We start from the raw sequence: 19837 nt of genomic DNA, 5'->3' as shown, positions 1-19837 counted from the left end.
GTAAGACGAGGAAGTGAATACCTTGAAACCTGTAGTTAAAATTTCAACGATTCAATTTCGCATGCTCGTTATGCTTTATACAATTGGAAGCACAATTGTTATTGCTCCAGCGGCTATGACTGTTGATTCTAAGCAAACTGCTTGGATTCCGGCTATCCTCGGAGTAGCATGCGGATTTGTATTAGTGAAAGTATATATAGCTCTCGGACTTTTATTTAAAGATAAAAATCTAGTAGAAATCAATGATGTAGTATTTGGAAAATATCTAGGAAAAGGTGTATCTTGTTTATTTGTCATATCTACTGTCATAACGTGCAGCCGTATTGTATACTACGTCGGGAGTTTTTTAAATACCCATATTATGATGGAAACGCCGCTGCTTGCTATTCACATTATTTTTATGCTTGTGGTTGTGTTCGGGGCAAGACTCGGTCTAGAAACAATTGCACGCTGCTGTGAAATCTTTTTCCCGTGGTTTGTTGGCCTTCTCGGGATTTTTATTTTTTCACTAACTCCTCAAATGAAACTTGAAAATCTTATGCCTTTAATGGACATTCACTTAAAGCCGCTGACTCATTCGGTTCTTATCTTTCTTAGCATTACTTATTTTACTTTTGCTCCTTTGATGATGATTTTCCCCCTTCATTTAAGAAAACCTGAAAAAGGAGCTAAAGCTTTAATGAGCGGAAGTCTGTTAGGTGGATTTATTATGGTAATTGTTATTCTCTCTTGTATAATCGTTATTGGTTCTTATCATTCTTCAACTACCATGTTTCCTGTATATGAAATGGCTAAGCGAATTGAGGTGGGAAATTTTTTGCAAGGAATCGAGGTAATTATTGCTATTATATGGTTTCTCACTCTTTTCTTTAAGGTTTCTCTTTATTTTCATGCTTCCATCGCTGGACTTTGTCATATTTTTAACATCAATGAAACTCGATTTCTAACGTTACCGATGGGATTAATTGTTACGACTTTTTCCATTATTGTGTACCCAACCATTACTTATCAAAAAACATGGTTAGCCGAAACGTGGATTCCCTATAGTTTTTTGATAGGAGCTTTATATCCTTTTATTCTTCTTATCATAGGATGGATCCGCTTTAAACCTGCTAAAATAAAAATAAAAATAAAAAAGATAATAAAATCCACATAAAAAAAGCAGGTAGTCACCTGCTTTTTTTATGCTTGAAGCGCTTGAAGCCCTGCTTGGTTTAAGAAATGCCAAGGCTTATTAAAGTGGGGCTGAAAGAAAAAGTCCATAAAGCCAAGCTCATCGATCGTCATTTCTTGCTGTACGCATACGGACAATGTATTGATTGCTTGAGTAGCATCAATTTTAGAAATAACCTGTGCGCCTACAATTCGTCTTGTTTCTTCTTCATATACTACTTTCAACGTAATATTTTCGTACGTTGGCATGAATTCAGGTCGGTTATTCTCTGATATTGTGATTCTTTTCACATTCATATCAAAAAGAGAAGCTGCTGCTTCAGTTATGCCGGTAGATGCAACATTGTAATCATAAATATGCAAGCCTGATGTTCCTTGTGTTCCCATATACTTAATCGTCGGCTTAACAAGGTTTTGAGCTACTAATGTTCCCATTCTAACCGCATTGGTAGCAAGTGGAATATAGGCATGTTTCTTAATCGGATTGTAATAAATGGCACAGCTATCTCCGGCAGCAAATATATCTTTTTTGCTTGTTTGCATATATTCATCAACCACAATTGCGCCGTTTGGAAGCATGTCTACTTGTCCTTTTACTAAGTCTGTATTTGGACGGAAGCCAACACACAGAATCACAAGATCCGCTTCGTATTCACCTTCAGTTGTCACTACTTTTTCAACAGATCCATCGCTGCCTACAAATTTAGTAACCGCTTGGTTTAATGCTAATGTAACTCCGCGATTTTTAAATTCCGTTTCCATCAAGCTTGTAAACTCTGGATCAAGATATTTATTTAAAATACGATCAGCACTATCAATAAATGTGACTTCTTTTCCATATACTTCAAATGCTTCTACTAATTCTGCACCGATATAGCCAGCACCAATTACGGCGATTTTTTTTGCTTGTTTTGCTTTTTCAATAATGTGATTAGCATGCTGATAATTTTTACAAAGCACAACATTATTTAAATCGATGCCTTCAAGGTTTGGAATAATCGGCCATGATCCAGTTGTCATCACTAATTTATCAAATGTATCTTCAAATTCTTCGTTGGTTTCTAAATTTCGCACTGCTATTTTTTTGTATTCTGTATCAATATTCGTAACTTCATGTTTCATTTTCATATTTACACCCATCTCTTGCAATTCAGACGGTGAAGAGTAAAATAAACCATTTGCATCTTTTACGACCCCGCCTACATAGAGCGCAATTCCACAAGACAAAAATGAAACATTATCATTTCGCTCATAAACTGTAATTTTAGCTTCTGGATAAAGTTCTGCCATATTTTTTACTGCTGCTGTTCCTGCATGTGTACACCCTACTACTGCAATTTTCATAGATGATATCCCCCTTAGGATTATAGAAAATATGATATTGTGAAGTTATTCACATATATTGTGAAATGTTTCACATATCTTTTACAATTCTTATTATACAAACATGTTTATCCTTTTTCAAGAGATATGTGAAAAAAATCACATACTTTTTTTAAAAAAATATGTTAAAGGGTTCTTTAAATAGCGTTGAAGCTTGATATGATGCGTTTTTTTGCTGATGCGCTGCTGATGAAAAACTTCATCAGCTTGTTTTTTTACGTAGAAACTCACTATCCAATGCACTCTCCATCCAAAAAAATAAGACGGATAAAAGAGTCACCGCTAAAATAGATACAGTGATTCCGCTCACAAGCAAGTCTGCTATATAAACTGATAGAAAAGTAAAAAATATATCCACAAAAGCTGCAGATGTTATAAATAGTACTCTGTTCATCCTAGCATTCTTCATTAAAAAAATAAGTGCCTTTGAAAAAAGCTCTGTGATAGAGCCAAACACAAAAATAAAAAATAGAAATAAACATATGGCCCAGTAAGAGTCATATTCCACTCCCATCACTCTAAGGAAGCCTATAAAACCAAAAAAGTAGCTTCCCATTAAGATAGCTAAAATGATTAGTACCATCGCTCCTGCTATAAAGAACGCAATTAAACGATCCATTCCCTTGTTTTTTCTTTTCATTGTTCCACGCCACCTTGCTTACTCATCACTTAATCCATATTATACTAAAAAAGTGCGATACCATGGTATCGCACTTTTCGACGTTAGTTATCTTTTTTATCTTGAAGAGCTTGTTTTAAAGCATCCCCCAAGCTTGAACCAAATGCTCCGTCATCGTTGTATTTGTTAAGAAGCTTTCGTTCTTCTCGTTTTGAAATCTTTTTCTTTTTGTCCTCAGCTTTTTCCACTACTTGACATGAACGGCATTGGAAGTACGTACCCGCTTTTCCTGAATGAATTTCCATTCGTTTATGACACTGCGGACAGCGTCGATTCGATAATTTAGGGTCTTTTGCGCGTCTATAGCTGCACTCAAGACTTGAACAAACGAGCACTCTTCCTTGCTTTGTTTTCTTTTCTTTCAAGAACGAACCGCATTCCGGACATTTAGAGCCCGTTAAATTATGAGGTTTGTACGTTTGGTTACTTGTTTTTACTTGCTTAACCAGCTTTTCTGTTTGTTCGCGAATATTTGTTAAGAACTCTTTTGCATTTCCTTTTCCTTTAGCAATTGCTTCTAAATCACGTTCCCACTTAGCCGTGAGTTCAGGCGACTTTAACTCATCCGCTACTAGGTCAATCAGCTGCTTTCCTTTTTTGGTTGCATGCAGACGATTGTTTTGGCGATCAATGGATTCGTTTTGCAGAAGCTTTTCAATAATATCTGCACGTGTTGCCGGCGTGCCTAAATTATGTTTTTCCATTTGTCCAAGAAGATCTGCTTCTGTATAGCGCTGCGGCGGCTCTGTAAATGCACTTTTCATCGTTACCTCTTGAATGCTCAGCTTGCTGCCTTCTTGCATATCAGGCAGCTTCACCGTTGCTTCTGATTCTCCACCAGAAACTTTTTTAAAGCCTGCATTTACGACTTGCTTTCCGCTTGCTACTAACTGTTCCCCATTGACTTCAAGCTCGGCTTTGACCACTTCATACTCATATGCAGGATAAAATAACGAAATAAATCGCTTTGCAATTAAGTCATACAGCTTTCTTTCATCAGCTGATAAGTCCTGTAAAAACACAGACTGATCCGTTACGATGATAGCATGGTGATCACTTACTTTCTCGTTATTCACCACTCGTTTTGGCAACTGTGCATTTCTTAAAATTGGACGAACTTCTTCTTTATATACAGCAGAGATACTTTCCAAGCGCTCCTTCATAGTGGAAACCATATCTGTTGTTAAATAACGAGAATCTGTACGTGGATACGTGACTAACTTATGCTGTTCATATAACTTTTGAAGTACATTTAATGTCTTCTTAGCAGAGAAGTTAAAGCGTTTATTAGCATCTCGCTGCAGTTCGTTTAAGTCATAAGGAAGCGGCTGCGCTTCTTTATGCATTTTGCGCTTAATTGTTTTTACAACTGCCTCACCTGATAATTTTGAGTGCAGCTCTTTTGCGCGTTTTTCATCAAAAATGCGCTTTTCATTGCCTTTTTGCCAAGCTGCTTCAAAAGATGAAAACTGAGCTGTAAGCGTCCAATATTCACTAGGCTTAAATGTGTTAATTACTTGTTCACGCTCAATTATCATCGCAAGCGTCGGTGTTTGTACCCTCCCTGCCGATAACGGTTCTTCGTATTTAGTCGTTAACGCTCTCGTTACGTTTAAACCGATAAGCCAATCGGCTTCTGAACGGCAAACCGCTGAATCATACAAGCGATTAAACTCTTTTCCTGGCTTTAACTGTTTAAACCCGTCACGAATTGCTTTATCCGTTTGAGATGAAATCCAAAGGCGTTTAAACGGCTTGTTCCAGCGTACCTTTTCCATAATCCAACGTGCTACAAGCTCTCCTTCACGCCCTGCATCAGTCGCAATAATTAACTCTCCAATATCCTTTCTTTTTGCTAAATCAGATACTGTGCGAAACTGAGAGCTTACTTTACGAATTACTTTTAGTTTCATTTTCTCAGGCATGATTGGCAGATCTTCTAATCGCCATGTTTTATATTGGTTATCATAATCCTCTGGTGTTTGTAATTCAACTAAATGACCGAGTGCCCATGTTACGACGTACTTTGGCCCTTCAATATACCCTTTTTTTGTTTGTGTGCTGCCAAGTACACGTGCAAGATCACGTGCTACACTTGGCTTTTCTGCTAATACAAGTGATTTCATTTTATGTATACCTCCAATTCACTTGTTCCATTATACATGATTGGATACCTTTTGTACGACTTCAAGATTAAGTTTACATAATTATATTATAATAAAGAAAGCTGAAGAATTTCTCTTCAGCTTTTAGCTACTTCTTTTTATAAAATAGGCGCGAAATAATTAAACCGATGGCTCCTAAGACGATAAATAGTAAGGCACGTATAGCCATTGGAATAAAAGGTAAATCATATAAAACAAGTTTGAAAAGTGTTAAAAATAACAGGCCGACACCGATATACGTGGCTGTTTTAAAGGTTCGAAGTGATCCTATTACGAATGCAGCAATGGCCAAACATAGCCAAACAGCCGTCATAATAAGCGTTTGCGTATTAGCGGAAAGATCATTGGCGCCAGCGGCCGTCACTTCCGTTGCAAAAATTAAAGAAAGAATAGAAAAAACAATACTTCCTCCAATTTTGAACGTATCGTGCTCATCTTTTTCTGTTTTTTGAATACTGATCCATACAAATACTAGAATAGAAGCTAACACAACAACCCAATTTAATGTCGGAAGAGACAGCACTTGTTCGATTGGTGTAACTAAGATATACGTGGCACTCAGTATATAAATCGTATAAGAAAATAGTTGATGAAGTAGATTTTTATACGTCATGGCGATATAGTAAACAGCAAGTCCTTGAATCACATATAAAATGACTCCTTCTCTTAAATCGACGAGCTGATGAATAAAAAACGCTACTGCAACAATTAAATAGGTAATAAAAAATTCAAATTTCTCTTTAGAACTTCTTACTGTGTAAACACCTAGTGCGTAAATAATAACTAGCGCAAGCAGCACCATTGTGGTCGTACCATCGTCAAAAACGGCAAGCAGCCAGCCGTACGTAACTGCTAAACTCGATAGAAGGGTAAACGCATATACTTGGAGTACGGATTGTGATAGAAAAAAACTAGAAATTAAGCATAAATGCTGAATCAGAATCGCCATACCTAATAACTCTTTTACACCATTATCACCAACAAACGAGTAATAAATGAGTAGCGTAAGATTTAATAGTACCGCGGAAAGAACATATAAAATTGAATATTTTTGTTTGATTGCCACATACAAAAAGGCAATATACAGAAGCGTTTCATAGCCAATGAAAACGAGCGCATTAGGCGAATTACTTTCAATAAGAAAAGGAACTAGTACGCCTCCAACCGCGCTAATAACCCCTAATGCCTGTGAACGATAAAAGACTGTCGCGATAATCCCTAAGATAATCCAGCTCGTATTTAGTATAAAAGCAAGCGTTGGTCCCGCTAAATGATATAGGCTATGCATCGCAAACGTCGTTAACATAAGAATAGGAATAGCTCCTCCTACAAGTACTTGCCCGAGCACCAACCTACCCTTTTTAATTTGGAAATGACCTGTCACAGCAAAACCTATTGAAACAACGAAACCGAGAACAACTTTTACTTTTTCATTCATTAATCCATAGTCAGAGGCTGCTTTAAATCCCCATAGCACGCCAATAATAAATACAAAAATAAAGATTCTCGGCAGCCATATTTGAAAAAGGACTTTTTCCCAATCAACAGGTTCTTCTATTACCTGTGAACTTTTAGCTGTTGTTTGAGCAGGACGTTTAGCGGTCTCCTGGTGCTGCTTGGGAGGAGCGTGAACTGCTTTTGGTCTTGGAGAATTTGTTTTATATACGAGCGACTTTAGCCTGGCTACGTCTTCTTCTAAACTGCTTATTTTTCGTTCAAGTTCTTCTATTCTTTCTTTTTCCATATTTCCTCACCCTTTCTCTTTAAAGTATTTGTGATTTTTATATGTATATCTTACAGCACTTAACTATTATACCATTAAAAGGAATATCACTTAGAAACATTCTATTTTTAGCAAAAAAAAAATACAGCGTCCTTTTCAAAAGAAAAGTTCGTTGTATAGGATGTGCTGCATTTTTTATGTCACTTTCTCGCTGTATGTACTATGAAATCCCGCTTCGATGTGGGCTACTTGAAAACTATGGTGACCAATTAAATATTTAACAATATCCACACGGTCAATTTTACCTGGCTTATTGTTCATTGCTTCTCGCACCATAGATTGAAATGTTTCTTTGCAAAACTTCTTTTCATGAAGCAGAATCGTTTCACAATACTCTTCATGGTCTCCCTCTGAAATACGATAATAATGCATTTCTTTCACCCCTTTTTAATGTTATACCTATTACATACCCCAAATATTGCTATTTTAACAAATTAATTTTATTATTCTTTATTTTCCCATTTATATATGGTTTACAGCGCAACGTTTCGAAACTCTTCGTTATAAATGCTAATTTGAAGACGCTGAGAAAAACGTTCTTCTTCAATGTAGGTCTCATGCATTAATCCAACAGGATATACCTTCGGGTTTTCGCCACTTCCTAATATGTATACATACATCTTTCCTTCGTTTGTATATCGAACCTTCGTCGAAATACCTCCTTGCTCTTGAAGAGGCGCATAAACAGCTCTTACATTATCTCTTATTTCTTGTACAAATCCATGTAGTTCAATATCAGAATCATAGTAATGGTTTGCTTCATACAAGCCGTAAATACGAGACTTATCGATATCGCATAATATGTTCCAAAATTCAGATAAATCTTCTTGGAACAACACTTGAATAAAATTCTGTGCAGCTTCTTGCTGTTCTTTTGTTAATTCTTTTGTTAGCGCAAACTCTTCATTCTTTAACATCTCAGTCACCTCCCTTTTGTATGTAATACGACAAGAGATAAAAATAACCTCTTTTTTTCAGCTTATTAGCAAGCAATTTATTTTTTTACATTAAAAATTGAAAAGTTATTTTGACTAAGGCGTCAGAATAACTTTTCAATTACTGTAGAATAATTACGTAAAATATTCGATTTTTGCATTTGGAAAATACTGATCAATGTAATATTCTAATGTTTCTCTTAATTCTTGTTCTTCATCTTTTGCGTATACATACTTTCCAATTCCGTAACGCCCCCATTTGTAGCGGCGCTCCTCTTCATTCATCTCAAGCTTCGTTTTTGGATAATTTTTCTCAATTACCCGCTTGGCCGGCTTGGTAAAGCGATGCTGAATCATTTCAAACGTAATATCATCTCTTGACTCCTCAGGTATAGAGGCGTCAAGCTTTTCAAACAGCTGACGGTACCCCTCTTGCCAACCTTCATGAATGTAAATAGGGGCCACAATAAAACCAAGTGGATATCCGGCTTTTGCGACTTTATTAGCAGCTTCAATCCGGTAATCGAGAGGAGATGTACCAGGTTCAAAGTTTTTTATAACATAATCTGCATTTATGCTAAAGCGAAAGCGCGTGCGACCATTATGTTTAGCATCCAATAAATGATCCACGTGATGAAACTTAGTCACAAAGCGCAGTTGACCTAGTTCACTTTCCCCAAAATATTCAATCGCGCGCTTCAATGAATGTGTTAAATGGTCAATTCCTACGATATCAGATGTACAAGCCGCTTCAAATCGCGTTATTTGAGGGGCTCTTTCCTGCATATATTGTTGTGCTTGACCTAATATTTCTTCAACATTCACGTACGTGCGAATATATGGTTTGCTTCCCATTGTTGTCTGCAAATAACAATAGTGACAGTGCCCCATACAACCTGTTGCAAACGGTATTGCATATTCAGCTGACGGTTTAGATGTATCAAATTTCAATGTTTTACGCACGCCAACTACTAAAGTCGACTTGGCATTGCGGTATTTTTGCAAATCATTTTTTCCCGGTATATTACGCACTTGATTATGAGAAGTTGTTTGACGAATCTCAATTCCCATCTTCTCAAATTTTTCTTTTAATTGAACACCAAGCGGGTACTCCATTGCCCCTGGCTCAATATATACTAATTGAGGTACAAAAGGTTTTATCATCATGTACACTTCCTTTTTTCTAATACTAATAGCGTTTGAAAAATAAAAAGACTCTATCCTTGGTAATTAATTATTTTTCACACAAAAAGAGATGGGAACATAATGAAATGAACCCAATCAACCACTAGAAACACCTACATACATGAAACTTGCGTTCACCATGATCATAAAAAAACACGAACTATTCATCCATTTTTGATAGATAGTTCGTGTTTACCTTTAACTACACTACTTTTGTCTTAGCCTCTGCATCAGTCATATTGTTCATAATCAAATATCTTATTATACATTTTTTCAGCTTCTTCATACGTTGAATACACGGCATCATCTTCAGCTAACAAATGATAAGACTCATGTAAAAACAGCGCCTTTTCACCTTTGTTTTCAGGATGTTCAACAATTTCAGCCTGATTAATATTCGCAACGTTTGCCGTATGAGGATTTCGGTAAATAACAAATACTTGATCTCCCACTTGATATTCTTTTTTCTCCACGATCATCATCCTTTTCTTCTTTCTTTACTCGTATGATGTCCGCTTTTGCTCATTTTATCCGGTAAAAACACCTCATGGCATCATCAAGAATTCATACGCTTTTACGCTCAATAAACCGAAAAGGGAGCTCAATTTTCTGAGGAGCCTTGCTTCCCACTAATGTAAAAAGCGTTTCTCCCATTTCCTTAAGAGGAAGTTCAATCGTTGTTATTTGTAAATAAGAAGAAAGGGGATGATTATCAAAACCAATGATAGCTAACTCACCAGGAACTGAAATACCCGCTTGTTCGCACTGAGCTTTTATTCCGATAGCGACTTGATCGTTTGTTACTAAAAGCGCCTGAGGCCGATTTTTCATCTGCACTAGTTTTTCCACCACTTTTTCACCATCTGTCACGTTCAAACAGCCTTGAAAAACCCATTCCGGATGATAAGGCTGATTTATTCTTTCTACATATTCTTTGTATGCTTGCTGCCGCTGCAGGCTATTTGTACCCGTCATTCTTCCGATACAGTAGCCAATATCCGTATATCCTTTTTCTTTTAAATACATAAGCGCCTGCTTAAAAGCTGCATAATGATCAACGTATACGGAGCGAATAGAACGATTCTGTACGTTTTCGCACACGGCTATCGGCCCGTACTGCTGATAATATTCAATCGTGCTCCAGCTGCTTGCTCTAGAACAAATAATCACTCCATCAACTTGCTTTGTTTTCAGCATATGAAGCGCTTCTTCTTCTTTTTTTACATCATAGTTCGTCTGACAAATAACAAGCTGATACTGCTTTTCTAACGCTTGAGATGCCACTCCTTCTAAAAGCAGACTGAAATACGGATGATTAATAAAAGGCAAGACGACGGCAATCATATTTGTTTTCCCTTTTGATAAGTGAACGGCATTAATGTTTTGTTCATAATTAAGTTCGTGAATAACCTGCTCTACCAGCCGGCGTTTTTCTTCTTTTACATACGGATGATGATTTAGCACCCGGGATACAGTCGAAACAGATACACCAGCTTTTTTTGCGATATCTCGGATATTTGTCATGTTTTCACCTTTTTCTCTTGCGCTGAAACGCGTTTCATACTTTATTCTCATTATAAAGTGAAATTGCAATAAGCTAAACCCGTTACCATCGTGTTTTTATTCATTTACGTAAGGAGGTCATTTCATGGGTATTTTATTATTCATTTTATTATGCGGAATTGAAATTGGAGGAGCGGCTTATGCACTTAAACAAAATGAGAAACTTTGGAAGGAATTGGATGAGGAAAAACCGACTGATTTTTTCAAACAGTAAAAAAAGAGGTTGAGACATAACGAACTGAATCCAATCTTAAGACGAACAACTAGTATACATGAGCTGAACCGCTTGTGACACCGCAGTTGATTTCCGTGCAAGACTTCGCTTTCCGCGGGCGGCCGCTGAGCCTCCTCGTCGCTTACGCTCCTGTGGGGTCTCACCTGTTCCGCTTTTTCCGCAGGAGTCTTCGCCTTGCCCTCTAATCAACTGCTAGAAGGACCTACACACATGAAACCTGCGTTTAACACAACAAAAAAAACGAACCACTAATCAAACATCATGATCAATGGTTCGTTTTTCACTTCATCTAAAATACTTTCGTTCCAGCCTCTTTAGATTAAGCAGCCTCTTTAGATGATTTTGATTTTTTATTTAAACGTGGAAAGCCAATTACAATCGCAATGATACCGCAAACCGCTGTTAACATTGGATAGAATGTAAATGGAATAATCTCAATCGGTGAAACTTTAGCAAATCCTGCTGCAAGAAGCATTTGTGCGCCGTAAGGGATAAGCCCTTGAACGCTGCATGAAAACAAGTCAAGCAGACTGGCTGATTTACGATTATCAATTGAATACTTATCAGAGATTTCTTTTGCTAACGGACCTGCTGTAATAATTGAAATCGTGTTATTAGCCGTTGCTAAATTTGTTAAACTTACCAACCCAGCGATGCTGAATTCTCCACCTTTTTTCGTTTGGATGCGTCGTGTTAATAAATTCAATAAGAACTGAATACCGCCGTTATAGCGGATGAGCTCAACCATTCCGCCAATTAATAGAGATAAAATAATTAACTCTGACATTCCGCCAATACCTTCTGTCACAGTTTTAGCAAGAGAAGAAAGCGTGTAGCTTCCGTCAGCTAATCCAATTACGCCGGCTAGCACGATTCCTCCGGTTAAAATGCTTAATACGTTTGCACCAAATACTGCAGCAACGAGTACGCCGATATAAGGCAAGATTTTAAACCAGCTGAAATCTTTAATTTCTACTGATGACGTGTTGCCTAGCGTCATTACAAGCAATAAAATTACCGTAACAATCGCTGCAGGAAGTACGATAAAAAAGTTCACTTTCAATTTATCCGTCATATTTGTTTTTTGCGTACGAACTGCCGCAATCGTTGTATCAGAAACAACAGATAAATTATCACCAAACATTGCACCGCCAATTACACCTGCTATTGCCAATGTAACAGAAACATGCGCTTGCTCACTGATTCCTACAGCGATAGGTCCTAGCGCAGCAATTGTTCCCATTGATGTTCCCATCGAAATTGAAATGAATGCGCCAATAACAAAGATTCCTGCTACGACTAAACTTTGCGGAAGCACGGAAAGCGCTAAGTTTACTGTTGAGTCAACAGCTCCCATACCTTTAGCGACTTCAGAAAAAGCACCTGCTAAAATAAAAATAAGCACCATAATAATGATATCAGGATGCCCTGCTCCTTTAGCAAAACGCTCCACTTTTACATTAAGTGAATCTTTGCGGTTCATAGCCAGCGCTACAATAGCTGCAATAATAATGGCTACTAATACAGGCAGCTTATAAAAATCTCCCGTTATAATTCCTGATCCGACAAACAGGACTAAAAAGACGCCCAGCGGTAACAGCGCCCAGCCGTTTCCTTTTTGTTGTTCCATTCTTAACACCTCTTGTTTACGTAATAAAAAAGACCTCTTCTTATTGACAAGAAGAGGTCTCTTATTTGTATCATAAGATTACCCTTCTCATCTTCCAAACGAAACATCGTCTGCTGGATTTGGCACCGCACTGCGTACAGCCAGTTGCCGAGACATCATAGGGCCAGTCCCTCCGTCTCTCTTGATAAGAAGTTTATAGTTGTTTTAAAAATAGTCTTTCACTACTGTAATCTCTTTTTATTTAATTGTCAAATGCTATTTCAGAAAAATGTATAGTGCGAAAATTCTCACATCAATTAGCTACGTCACGTTTTAAAAACGCTGCCCAAGCCACGCCCATAAAGAAGACAAAGTGTGCAACTAAGATGAAGATTGAAAATGGAATCGTCATGCCGTCAAACATCGTCTTCATTCCGTTCATATACTGCACAAAGTTTGTGTTGGCGAACAGTAAAAATTTCCCCCACCATAAACCAAACTCTGACACTATTCCAGTTACTGCTTTCGCTCCGATACTTACGACAATAGCTAGACTTGAAGCAAGCGCGCTGTTTCTAAATAAAGACGACAGCATGAATGCGAACGTCATCATCATAAACGTTTCCATATACGCACTGTCATACGTAAGCGTAATGTTTTTAAGCAGCTGCGCATCTCCTTCTAGACTGGCAAAGCCAAAGAACAATGCTCCCCATACAAACGAAAAAAGCAAATAGCTCAGTAAATAATACAAGCTAATTAAAATGAGCGTTATGTACTTGGATGCTAAAATCGTTGAACGTCTAGCAGGGCGAATTAAAAGAAGCTTAATGGTACCTGCTTCAAACTCTTTTGCAACCATTGACCCTCCAACAGCAAGCGCGAAAAATTGAACGAGAATCAGCATACCTGAACTAAATGACAGGAAGTTCAAAATATTGTCTTCTGTTCCTGCACTGTTTGCTACTTTCTTCATTAAAAGAGCCATACAAAGAGTTAAAATGCCGATTGTAATAAACGTGATTTTTGTACTTCTTTTGTGAAACCATTTCATATGTTCATTTTGAATTAGCTTAAGCATGGTGCTCTCCTTCCGTAACGGACATAAACGAATCTTCAAGCGTCTCATACACAGGGGTAATTCGGTAGACTGAAATATCGCTGTCCACTAATTTTTTATTCACAGCTGGAATCTGCTCTTTTACAATCGCCACGTCGATACTATGTGATCTCACCGTTACTTCAAATTCTTGTGATAAAAGATTCGCTGCTTTTTGTGCATCAGACACTTCAAATTCTACGTACATTCCTTGATCTTGACGATTTGGAGATAGATCTTGAATAGCTTTTAACTCGCCGTTTTGAATAATGCCAACGCGGTCACATAATGCTTCTACTTCTTTTAATAAGTGGCTCGCGATTAAGATTGAAATTCCTTCTTCCCTGCAAAGCGTTTGTAAATATGTACGAAACTCTCTCATTCCCGCTGGGTCTAGACCATTTGTTGGTTCGTCTAGTAAAAGCAATGCAGGCTTATGTAAAATAGCTTGAGCTACTCCTAAACGCTGTCTCATCCCAAGAGAATACGTCTTCACTTTTGCATGAATGCTGTTTTCAAGCTTTACTAAAGCAATCACTTCATCCAAGCGTTCTGATGTGATCCCTTCATGCATATTCGCAAAGTGTTTTAAATTTTGATAGCCCGTCAGATAATCATAAAACTCAGGGTTTTCGATAATCGCTCCAATTGATTTCATAGCTGATGTAAACTGTTCTTTTAAAGGAAACCCATTAACGGTAATCGTTCCCTCTGTTTCTTTAATTAGCCCTACGACGGTACGAATTAGCGTTGTCTTTCCAGAGCCATTTGGACCAAGCAATCCGAAAATCTCACCGCGCTCAACCGATAAGGATACATCATGCAAAATGGTTTTCTTCCCAATTACTTTACTGACATGATCTACTTGTAGCACTGTTTCTGTCATCATGTACATCCTTTCTTTAATTAGCAATACGCCTTCTATTGTTTCTCTTTTTTAACTATTTGTCTACTATAACCTTATTTTTGGAAAAGTAGCCCATTCAAATCATTCGTATTATCCGCTTACATTTGATAAAATAAAACAAACTTTAGTTAGAGGAGGACTTCTACACAATGAACTTAAACGTATACCTCGCCGGGCAAATTCACGATAACTGGCGAGACGAAATTAAAAACCAAGCAGAACAATTAAACCTTCCCCTTACCTTTGTCGGTCCCATGACAGATCATGACCGCTCCGACAACATTGGAGAAGAAATTTTAGGAAAACAGCCTAACGCTGTCTTAAAAGATGAAGCTGCTTCTCAAATTAATAATTTACGCACGCAGGTGCTCCTTAAAAAATCTGATGTGGTTATTGCTTTATTTGGCGAAAAATACAAGCAGTGGAACAGCGCAATGGATGCGGCAACAGCCATTGCATTAGATAAACCGTTAATTTTGGTTCGTCCTGAAAAACTGCACCATCCGCTTAAAGAACTGTCAAACAAAGCCCAAGTTGTAGTCGAAACGCCAGAACAGGCTCTTCAAGCATTAGCTTATATTTTTGAATAATAAATAAGAGCTGCCACTTTTGGACAGCTCTTATTTATTATTTATTGAGGGCTCCGTACGAAGCATGTGATGAGTATTTCTTTGGGGGGATTTTTTCATTTTTGACATAAAGATAAACAAAGTTATAGTCGGGTGCTTACTTTTTTGACCCGGATGCTCCATAATCTTTAATCGTTAACTTCACATCATAGTTAATTGGCACTTCACTAAATGTTTGATCCCAATTGTCTTTAACCCTCATCCATACTCCGGGCCTCTTAATTCTCAATTGATTTCCGAAACCTGCAACATCAACTTTATATTTTGTTTGCATTTTTTCTAATACGTTTCTTACCAGGTGCTTTACTTTTTTTTCTGAAGTTTTTTGCGCGTTCTGTAAAAATTGATTGTTAAAAGAGCTCCCTGAGGTCATCCAACTTTCAGATAGCCTTCCCACTGATTCAATGTGTACATCAAAAGAGATATTATTTCCTTTAACATGAGGTTGAATGCGACTTTTCATAGACTCTATTTCATATACAATCAGCTGACCGGTCTTTTTATCAAAGCTTTTTACTAGGCCACCTTTTCCTTTACCTGTGATCCAAGTCAGACCATCTAGTTCTTCTTCATTCAAAAAACCAATCATTTTGTTTGTTTTTCCTTTAATTATACCTGCACCCGCAAATTTGATTTCTCCATTTGCTGATACTACATTTTGCAACAGAAAACTAGACCGTGATTGGATTTTGCTCTCTAGTTTAATAAGCGGCATAGGAGGTAAAATTCTCGTTGTTCGATAGGCATTTTCTACCATTGTAGACAAACGAAATGCTGGGATCTCTCCTGCTGTTTTTGATTCGAGTGTGTCGCTTGCTCTCCCTTTACTAATAAACATCAGACAACTTGGTCTAAAATCATTGTCACGAAGACTTTGATCCACTAATTGTTCCAAACTATACGATCGTGCAAGGGCCTCACCGATAACCATCACTTTCATATGGGGACTAGTTAAAGGAGTATCACTTCTTAAAGATAATTCACGAAGCATTTGAAAAGCAGAATCTCCTGTTTCAGACACATTCACATAAGATTTCTGTTGAGGACCTCCTTGTTTAGTGGTTGAACTTGCCACTTGTGGGGTGATAAGTTGATAGGTTGACGTAATCAGGTTCTTTCTCGCATATCCCCCTCCTTGTTCATCAAATTCTTTTTCAATCATGGACTCCTTCCCCTTATCGAGCGCCACACCTACCCCTAAACTTCTTTCTTCAATTTCATGACTACTCCAGCAGCCCGTCAGAGGAACGAGCAAAAAAACAGAGAGAAAAACCAATAAGAACTGTACGTGATTAAAGGTTTGTTTCATACTTTCTCCCCTTTACTTTTGAAATAATGAGAAGAAGCAACGGCAAAAAGCCAAATAAAACTAAGGCAGCGTTGCCAACCATATCCCCTACTTTAAATACATCATTGATGTTTTTGGGAATCATGGAAATAAGATAAATAACGGGAAGCACGCCATACATAAATGGATGAATGTTCTTTTGGAAAAGTTGAGATAGTCCTAATGAAGCAGCGTAATGGTTAACAGTAAAAGAAGTAAACATTTGCATAATCCATACCACCAGCAACAGAGAATCAAATCGTTCAAAAATCAAACCGGTCAGCTCAAAACTTCGTATCAAATCAAGCGTGGGCCATGTTCTTGTAACTACTCCATCAACCGATAACGCTCCGATCACCATTACAACAGTAATCACATAAATGAATAAAGGAATAGTAATTCCAACTAATACAGCTTTTCCTGCTTTGTGTGGTTCTTTCATAAAAGCTAAAATGATTAACATAATTTCAGGACCCGTGAATGCAAGAGCAGTTGTTTTTATGCCTTTTAGCACCGGTGTGATACCTGAACCTAGTACCGGGCGCAGATTGTCTATTTCAAATATTTTGATACTCATAAAGGCAACAAGTAAAAAAAGAATAACCGTAATAGGTAATATAATCTCAAATAGACGAGCGATTGGATTTATTCCCCCTCTGATTAGGTAGAGACTTGCCCACATAAAGGGCATAATAATAGCCCATTTAGGGGTTCCTTCCAACAATAGATATCCTGTTACTTCTGCCAATGAACGGGCATGAAACCCACCAAGTACTAAAAAATAACCTATTATGAAGAAACTAAATAACTTGCCCATCCATTTCCCTACAATTTCTTGGCTGTATTGATAAAAGGTTTTTTCAGGGAAGCGTTGACTTAATTTCACCATAATTACTCCTGCTATCATGGCAATTATTCCGCCTAAAATAACACTTAACCAAACATCTGGTGTTTTTACTTGTTCCGCAACTGTCCGGGGCAAGGTAAGAATTCCTGTTCCAAGTATAAAATTGATAACAACCACAGTTGCTTGAGGTGTCGTAATACGATCGTTTGAATTGATCATTACCCACAGCTCACTTCCTTTCGTCATAAGCTACCCTTTTCGCAGAGGATCTTTGGTGTGCATCATCTTTGGACGTCGTTTCATCATCATCAGAGGCATACGGACTACCAAGTCTTTCCATTCACTTAAACGATAAGGAACAGCTGGACTCATATAAGGTACGCCGAAACTTTTTAGTTTCACTAAATGGCTCATCATAAAAAGGAAAAATAAGATGACGCCATATAATCCAAGTATGGCAGCACAAAGCATGGCTACAAACCGAAGAATACGCAATGTGATTCCTACACTATATTGCGGAATAGAAAACGATGAAATGGCAGTTAACGCCACTACAATCACCAAAATAGGGCTAACGATTCCTGCCTGCACCGCAGCTTCTCCAATGATTAACCCACCGACAATGCCCATTGCTGGACCAATTGGTTTCGGCAACCGGAGTCCGGCTTCTCTCAAAATTTCGATGGATAATTCCATAAATAAGGCTTCGATAAGGGCGGGAAACGGAACACCAGATCTTGATCCTATAATAGAAATAGCTAACTTAGTCGGAATTAATCCTGGATGAAATGAAATAAACGCAATATACAAAGCCGGTGTAAAAAGGGAAAGAACCACTGCAATATAACGAAGAAAACGAATGAATGTACCGGGAATCCACCTTTCATAATAATCTTCCGGCGACTGTAACATCATGCTAAACGTAACAGGGGCAATCAAAGCAAAAGGCGTCCCGTCTAATAAAATGGCTACTCTCCCTTCCATCAAAGCAGCAATTACACGATCGGGACGCTCCGTATTCTGCACCTGAGGAAAGGGACTAAGGTAATTATCTTCAATGAGTTGTTCAACATATCCTGACTCCGGTACATTATCAAGATCAATTTTTTTAATTCGTTTTTCTACTTCTTCAATTAGTTCTGTATTAACAATCTCCTTTATGTAAGCAACAACTAAGTCTTTTTTGGAACGCTTTCCTACTTGCAATTTCACCAGCGACAAATTTTCAATGTCTCCGCTTCCTCTTAGTAAAGAAGTATTATCACTTAAAGATTCAGTGAAGCCTACTCTTGGCCCTCTCACTAATGCTTCTGATACGGGCTCTTCAATCGTCCTTGTTTTCACTTTGCTTGTACCAAGAATTAAAGCAGGTGATATTCCGTCAATTAAAAGAGCCGTAGATCCTGTTAAGACTTTTGATGTTACTTCTTTAATGGAATGAACCTCTTCTACATCACCAATTGATAATACTTGGCTTTTAATACACTGTTTTGAAAGGCTTCCCTTTACGTAAAGCTGATCCTGTTGGTATTCTTTTGAAAAATCAGCCATCAATGATGACAAAATATGTTTTTCAATAAGATCTTTATCTGATAGCCCCTCTACAAAAATAATAGCTGCCTGAATGCCGGTGCGTCCTATAATAAACTCCCGAAAATGAACGTCGGAGTTATGACCAATTTCATTTTTAACTACTTTTAGAGTTAAAGCTAAATGATCCGTAACATGATTAGATGAATTTTGAGGTGTAAATTCCTGTTTGTTTTCCTTCTCGTTCGCATGGTTTCCTATTTTTTTTATTTTTGATCTCCATTTTTTCACTTTCATCACTCTTCCTCTGAATTACGAATCCCGCTTAATAATTTGTAGATTATATACGGGATGAAAAAAACCAGAACTGCTTGTATAAAAACTGGCCCTTCTGGAACATATGAAACAACTAATTTCCACATGATAATCACCCTATTTATGTCTATATCAAACCAATTTTAGAAATAAGCACCCTTAAAATATCAGTATTTACTTCATAGAAATTCTTTTATTTACCAGGTAGTATTATTCTTCTTTTTGTTTCTTATACAAGGAATACAACATCCATCTTAAAAATGAAAAAAAGCTGATTACTGAAGGATTAGACATGCTGGTTTGCTGTTCAAAGTTTTGGTGAATGCTAGAATAATCAAGTTTCACCGCTCAAAAAACCCCTTAAATGGTTGACGAGTGCTTAAAGTGTCGGTTACACTTTATGTTTGAAATATTGTATTCATATCGCTCTTATCTCAAAAGAATGGTATAATTTTATAGATATTGAATTTGGA

General features: G+C 37.4%; 19 protein-coding genes and 1 riboswitch. Of the genes, 3 read left to right on the top strand and 16 right to left on the bottom strand.

What is annotated here, in order from left to right:
* Window positions 1–22 precede the first annotated feature (22 nt).
* Complete coding sequence (locus MMB68_RS11995; RefSeq protein WP_221783037.1) at window positions 23–1156, top strand: GerAB/ArcD/ProY family transporter; 1134 nt, start codon at window positions 23–25, stop codon at window positions 1154–1156.
* 26 nt (window positions 1157–1182) lie between these two features.
* On the opposite strand, the gene MMB68_RS11990 is transcribed toward MMB68_RS11995, so the two are convergent.
* From MMB68_RS11990 to MMB68_RS11950, 9 genes are all read right to left on the bottom strand, one after another.
* Window positions 1183–2517, bottom strand: coding sequence for an FAD-dependent oxidoreductase (locus MMB68_RS11990; protein WP_277548877.1), 1335 nt, complete (start codon window positions 2515–2517; stop codon window positions 1183–1185).
* A 241-nt stretch (window positions 2518–2758) separates the two neighbouring features.
* Window positions 2759–3196, bottom strand: coding sequence for a YrvL family regulatory protein (locus MMB68_RS11985; RefSeq protein WP_277548876.1), 438 nt, complete (start codon window positions 3194–3196; stop codon window positions 2759–2761).
* A gap of 83 nt (window positions 3197–3279) precedes the next feature.
* Window positions 3280–5361 carry a DNA topoisomerase III gene (locus MMB68_RS11980; RefSeq protein ID WP_277548875.1) on the bottom strand — a complete coding sequence of 694 codons (2082 nt, stop codon included), beginning with the start codon at window positions 5359–5361 and terminating at the stop codon, window positions 3280–3282.
* Between the two features lie 127 nt (window positions 5362–5488).
* Window positions 5489–7144: a DUF2339 domain-containing protein gene (locus tag MMB68_RS11975; protein ID WP_277548874.1), complete on the bottom strand. Its 1656-nt coding sequence runs from the start codon at window positions 7142–7144 to the stop codon at window positions 5489–5491.
* 174 nt (window positions 7145–7318) lie between these two features.
* Window positions 7319–7555, bottom strand: coding sequence for a hypothetical protein (locus tag MMB68_RS11970; RefSeq protein WP_013056931.1), 237 nt, complete (start codon window positions 7553–7555; stop codon window positions 7319–7321).
* Window positions 7556–7656: 101 nt separating this feature from the next.
* Window positions 7657–8100 carry a hypothetical protein gene (locus tag MMB68_RS11965; RefSeq protein ID WP_221783028.1) on the bottom strand — a complete coding sequence of 148 codons (444 nt, stop codon included), beginning with the start codon at window positions 8098–8100 and terminating at the stop codon, window positions 7657–7659.
* A gap of 153 nt (window positions 8101–8253) precedes the next feature.
* Entirely contained in the window at window positions 8254–9282 is a 1029-nt protein-coding gene (gene splB / locus MMB68_RS11960; protein WP_221783427.1) for a spore photoproduct lyase, read from the bottom strand.
* A gap of 251 nt (window positions 9283–9533) precedes the next feature.
* A complete protein-coding gene (locus MMB68_RS11955; protein WP_016764006.1) occupies window positions 9534–9782 on the bottom strand; it encodes a transcriptional regulator SplA domain-containing protein in 249 nt (82 codons plus the stop codon).
* An 85-nt stretch (window positions 9783–9867) separates the two neighbouring features.
* A complete protein-coding gene (locus tag MMB68_RS11950; RefSeq protein ID WP_221783026.1) occupies window positions 9868–10827 on the bottom strand; it encodes a LacI family DNA-binding transcriptional regulator in 960 nt (319 codons plus the stop codon).
* A gap of 124 nt (window positions 10828–10951) precedes the next feature.
* On the opposite strand from MMB68_RS11950, the gene MMB68_RS11945 reads away from it, so the two are divergent.
* A complete protein-coding gene (locus tag MMB68_RS11945) occupies window positions 10952–11080 on the top strand; it encodes a hypothetical protein (RefSeq protein WP_277548873.1) in 129 nt (42 codons plus the stop codon).
* Window positions 11081–11116: 36 nt separating this feature from the next.
* Here MMB68_RS11945 and MMB68_RS11940 read toward each other — a convergent pair whose 3' ends face one another.
* The 4 genes from MMB68_RS11940 to MMB68_RS11925 form a co-directional block, all read right to left on the bottom strand.
* A complete protein-coding gene (locus tag MMB68_RS11940) occupies window positions 11117–11290 on the bottom strand; it encodes a hypothetical protein (RefSeq protein WP_264409143.1) in 174 nt (57 codons plus the stop codon).
* A 130-nt stretch (window positions 11291–11420) separates the two neighbouring features.
* Complete coding sequence (locus tag MMB68_RS11935) at window positions 11421–12731, bottom strand: Na+/H+ antiporter NhaC family protein (RefSeq protein WP_128820727.1); 1311 nt, start codon at window positions 12729–12731, stop codon at window positions 11421–11423.
* 84 nt (window positions 12732–12815) lie between these two features.
* Window positions 12816–12922: riboswitch (SAM riboswitch) on the bottom strand.
* A 101-nt stretch (window positions 12923–13023) separates the two neighbouring features.
* Complete coding sequence (locus MMB68_RS11930) at window positions 13024–13791, bottom strand: ABC transporter permease (protein ID WP_221812855.1); 768 nt, start codon at window positions 13789–13791, stop codon at window positions 13024–13026.
* A complete protein-coding gene (locus MMB68_RS11925) occupies window positions 13784–14695 on the bottom strand; it encodes an ABC transporter ATP-binding protein (protein ID WP_221783426.1) in 912 nt (303 codons plus the stop codon). Before MMB68_RS11925 ends, MMB68_RS11930 begins: the two co-directional genes overlap by 8 nt.
* Before the next feature lie 170 nt (window positions 14696–14865).
* On the opposite strand from MMB68_RS11925, the gene MMB68_RS11920 reads away from it, so the two are divergent.
* Window positions 14866–15306, top strand: coding sequence for a YtoQ family protein (locus tag MMB68_RS11920; protein ID WP_221783020.1), 441 nt, complete (start codon window positions 14866–14868; stop codon window positions 15304–15306).
* A gap of 136 nt (window positions 15307–15442) precedes the next feature.
* On the opposite strand, the gene MMB68_RS11915 is transcribed toward MMB68_RS11920, so the two are convergent.
* Genes MMB68_RS11915 through MMB68_RS11905 form a run of 3 tightly spaced genes read right to left on the bottom strand, consistent with a single transcriptional unit; the run spans window position 15443 to window position 19346 of the window.
* The gene (locus MMB68_RS11915) at window positions 15443–16654 is read right to left on the bottom strand and encodes a Ger(x)C family spore germination protein (protein ID WP_221783018.1); all 1212 of its coding nucleotides are present in this window, start codon (window positions 16652–16654) and stop codon (window positions 15443–15445) included.
* Window positions 16638–17765, bottom strand: coding sequence for a spore germination protein (locus MMB68_RS11910; RefSeq protein WP_269871284.1), 1128 nt, complete (start codon window positions 17763–17765; stop codon window positions 16638–16640). The genes MMB68_RS11915 and MMB68_RS11910 overlap by 17 nt, the downstream gene beginning before the upstream one ends.
* Before the next feature lie 3 nt (window positions 17766–17768).
* Window positions 17769–19346, bottom strand: a complete 1578-nt coding sequence (locus MMB68_RS11905; protein ID WP_277548872.1) for a spore germination protein — start codon at window positions 19344–19346, stop codon at window positions 17769–17771.
* Window positions 19347–19837 lie beyond the last annotated feature (491 nt).

The sequence above is a fragment of the Priestia sp. Y58 genome (assembly GCF_029522095.1).
Lineage (GTDB): Bacteria > Bacillota > Bacilli > Bacillales > Bacillaceae_H > Priestia > Priestia megaterium_E.
The sequence above is the reverse complement of the archived record's forward strand: the minus strand, read 5'-3'. Positions and strand labels throughout refer to the sequence as shown.